The organism is Anaeroplasma bactoclasticum (genome assembly GCF_003550015.1).
GTDB classification, from domain to species: Bacteria; Bacillota_I; Bacilli_A; order Acholeplasmatales; family Anaeroplasmataceae; genus Anaeroplasma; species Anaeroplasma bactoclasticum.
Genome location: NZ_QXEV01000054.1, coordinates 1 through 3,711, shown reverse-complemented (window position 1 = coordinate 3,711; position 3,711 = coordinate 1). Strand labels below are relative to the sequence as shown.

At 28.1% G+C, this 3,711-nt stretch carries 2 protein-coding genes and 1 pseudogene; all 3 read left to right on the top strand.

The genetic code is table 11. The features are described 5' to 3' along the window. Positions 1–105: 105 nt before the first annotated feature. Positions 106–1,548: pseudogene (locus EI71_RS09980) on the top strand (carboxypeptidase M32); the annotation flags it as partial. 90 nt (positions 1,549–1,638) lie between these two features. Beyond that, positions 1,639–2,757 carry a GGDEF domain-containing protein gene (locus EI71_RS09975; protein ID WP_119017074.1) on the top strand — a complete coding sequence of 373 codons (1,119 nt, stop codon included), beginning with the start codon at positions 1,639–1,641 and terminating at the stop codon, positions 2,755–2,757. A gap of 359 nt (positions 2,758–3,116) precedes the next feature. Further along, positions 3,117–3,548 (top strand): hypothetical protein, encoded by a 432-nt coding sequence (locus EI71_RS09970; protein ID WP_119017073.1) that lies wholly within the window; start codon positions 3,117–3,119, stop codon positions 3,546–3,548. The last annotated feature ends 163 nt before the right edge of the window (positions 3,549–3,711 follow it).

The window sequence follows — 3,711 nt, the reverse complement described above, 5'->3', positions numbered from 1 at the left end:
TGTCATGGTTAAATACCTCACTTTGACTGAAGTATAAACTCTATTTTTACATTATTGATGTCTATTTACCAACTTTTTGTTTGAACTTAGCAAAAGAAATTAAAAAATTATGAATATGCCTTATTCATCATTAGCTTTGATGAAGCAACGGTATGTCCTAAAAAGGATAAAGAGAATTCTTTAAATGTTCAAAACTATTTTTATGAAGAAATAGTTAAAATTACAAATAGTGATGAATATTATGAATTATTAAAAAGATTACAGGGAAATAAGGAATTATCTCAAGTTGAAGCTATGGCAATAGCTAAGGAATATGAAGATATTACAAAGCAAAGAAGAATTCCTGTAGATATCATAACTAAAGGAATGAGAATTGTAAATGAGGCAAGCCTTGCTTGGGAAGAAGCAAGAACTAGCCTAGATTATTCTATATTTGAATCTAAATTAGTAAAGCTTGTAGATTATGAAAAGGATTGTTATAAATATTTAGATGGTAAATATCATGGCTTTGATATTACTTTAACAGAAATGGAAGATGATTTTACTGAAGAAAAATATGATAGTCTATTTAATGAGATAGAAAAAGAAATCCTACCTTTAGTTAAAAAGATTTTAACAATGCCTAAAAAATATAATATTGAATTAACTAAAGAAAAATTTGATATTGATAAGCAAAGAAAATTAACAAAGAAGATTTGTGATTTAATGGGCTACTCCAATGAGGTTGGAGTTGTCGGTGAAACGATTCATCCATTTACAAATGGAATAAATTCTTGCGATGTAAGAACGACAACAAGATATGATGAATCCTTATTATTTTCAAATTTATATTCTGTAATGCATGAGGTTGGTCATGCAACCTATGAGCTTCAAAATAATAGTGAATTCTCAGCTACTGCCCTAATGGGTGGTGCATCTTGTGCACTTCATGAATCTCAATCTAGATTCTATGAAAACTATTTAGGTAGAAGTAGAGAATTCATTGAATTTTTATATCCTATTTTAAAAGAGGTATATCCTACCCAAATGGAAAAATATACCCTAGATGATATTTATTATTACTGTAATGATGTATCGAATCAGTTTACAAGAACAGAAGCGGATGAATTAACCTATCCATTCCATATTATCATTAGGTATAAAATTGAAAAGGAACTATTCCATAATGAGTTAACTGTAGATAAGATTAGTGATCGTTTTAATGAATTATTTATGGAATACTTTGGTGTTAAACCAAAGAATAAGCTTCTAGGGTGTTACCAGGATGTTCACTGGTCGAGTGGTTTTGGATATTTTCCAACCTATGCTTTAGGTAGTGCGATGTCTGCCCAATTCTTAGCTTCTATGGAAAAGGATTTTAATCCATTTACAGATATGAAAAATGGTGATTTTAAAAGGGTTAATGCTTGGTTAAAGGAACATGTTCATAAATATGGTAAATCGAAAAAGAATCTAGAGGTATTAAAAATAGCTACAGGTGAGGATTTTAATCCAAGGTATTATATTGATTATTTAAAGAATAAATTTAAGAAAATTTATAATATTTAGCGCCTGATTTTCTAAGCTTTTCTTTATTTCTATATATTTTTTTTGTGATGATTGGGTATCATAATAAATATACATATTTACGAGGGAACTATGAAGAATACACTTGCCAAAAGCCAAATAAAGAATTTCTTATTATATGGTGGAAAAACGAAAAATGAATATCAATCTGCAGAATACTTAATTTTAAAGTCAAACCATAAGCTTTGGAAGATTATTAGCTTTATTACGACTTTTGTTTTTATTGCGCTTGCAGCATTTGCTTTTATAGTCTCTAAGGATCAAGATGGAGTAGTAGGAATAGATACATATAAAGGAATTGTATGTGGCTCTGTCGCATCGGTTTCTTTAATTCCTTTAATCTTATTAAATTTTGTATTCAAAGCGGAATCCTTAGGCTCAAGAATAATGATATATTTTTTGGCATTACTTGTATTAGGCTATGGTATATTTATTGGAAATCTAGATAAGGATATGCCTTCTGTAACATTTATGGTTGTCCTTGTATTAACTCCTATAGCTATAGTAGATAAGCCATATCGAATTATTACATTAATTTTACTTGCTATAATTGCTGAAATTGTAACTGTTTCTATTGTAAAAAATCCTGCAGCTAAAGTGGATGATATCGTTCATACTATAGTATTTGGAGTTGTAACGATTGGTATTGATGTATTCTTATTACAGCTTAGAATTAAAGGCTTTGTAAACGAAAGAATTTTAAGAAGACAGGCTTATGTAGATTCTCTAACTGGTCTTGGTAATGAATTATCCTATTTAGAAAAAAGAGAAGAATTAGATAAGAAAATAAAAGAAGGCATTGATGTTGATTTTGGCATTGTTATGTTTGATGTGAATGATGTTAAAATAACAAATGATACCTATGGTCATATTTATGGCTGTGCTAAGATTGTTGAGGCAGGACACTATCTAAAACAGATCTTTGAAACTTCCAAAGTATTTCATATTGGTGGAGATGAATTCTTAGCTGTTGTTATTGGTAATGATTTAAATAGAATAGATAATATATTACATGAATTTGATTCCAAAATGGAAAATTATTACTTAAAGAAGAATGATTTAGAAATGAAATTAGTCGTTGCAAGAGGCTTTGCCTTATACAATAGATTAGAAGATAAAAAGTTTAGTGATGTATTAGCTAAGGCGGATAAATTAATGTATGAGAATAAAAGAGAATTAAAGAATAAATAATGTAATTTCTTTATCTCTCTATATAATTGAATATTATTTTGTGTTTCCCCATTTTTTAATAAAGGGTAAAAATGATAAAAAATATCCAGGTGAAAAATACCTGGATTTTGTGCTTTATATAAGGAAAAAGAGACCTCAAAATGGTATAATATAAGTGCAACCAAACATTATAGATTCGAGGACTTTTTCTATGGGAATTATAGCACTTTAAACGATATTTTAAAAGATGAGGTTGTTAATTATATAAAGGATTACAAAAGGTTAATTAATATAGTTGTAGCTATATTTGCGTGACTCGACAAAATGCTTATTTGGCTGTATAATAAAACATATTTAAGTTCAATTGAAAGGAGAAACATATGAAAAAATTCAATATTATTTCTTTAGTAGTAAGTTTTACAGCTTTAATAGTATCAATAGTATTATTCGTTATTGTAATAGTTAAAACTAATAATACGAATAATACAGAAAAAGAAGACATTCAATATGTCTTGTACCTAGGAACAAACGATAAAGATACTAATTTGCCTGTATTCACTAAGGATAAAGCCAAAGAAGAATTACAAAAGATTTTAATTAATCATTTTGGTGGTTATACAATCAGTGAGGCAAATGGTGGTTGGGTAGATGGAGAAACGCTTTATCAAGAATATACATTAGTTATTTATTTAAGTGATACAACACTAGAAGATATACATTTAGCTTGTAATGATATGATTACAGTTTTTAATCAAAGCTCAGTTTTAATCCAATCTAATAAGACAACTACAGAGTTTTATTCTGGCAATTAAAAAAATTAATCCCCATATGGTATTCTGATATGATATCTCCAAAGTAGACAAATAAAATAATTAAAAGAGAAAAGGTGCTATTCTGGTTATATAGAATAAGCGATGGAATAAAAGGGGTTATTTCATTTTTTAGCAAGGACTTAATTTCAATAATTTACCCTAA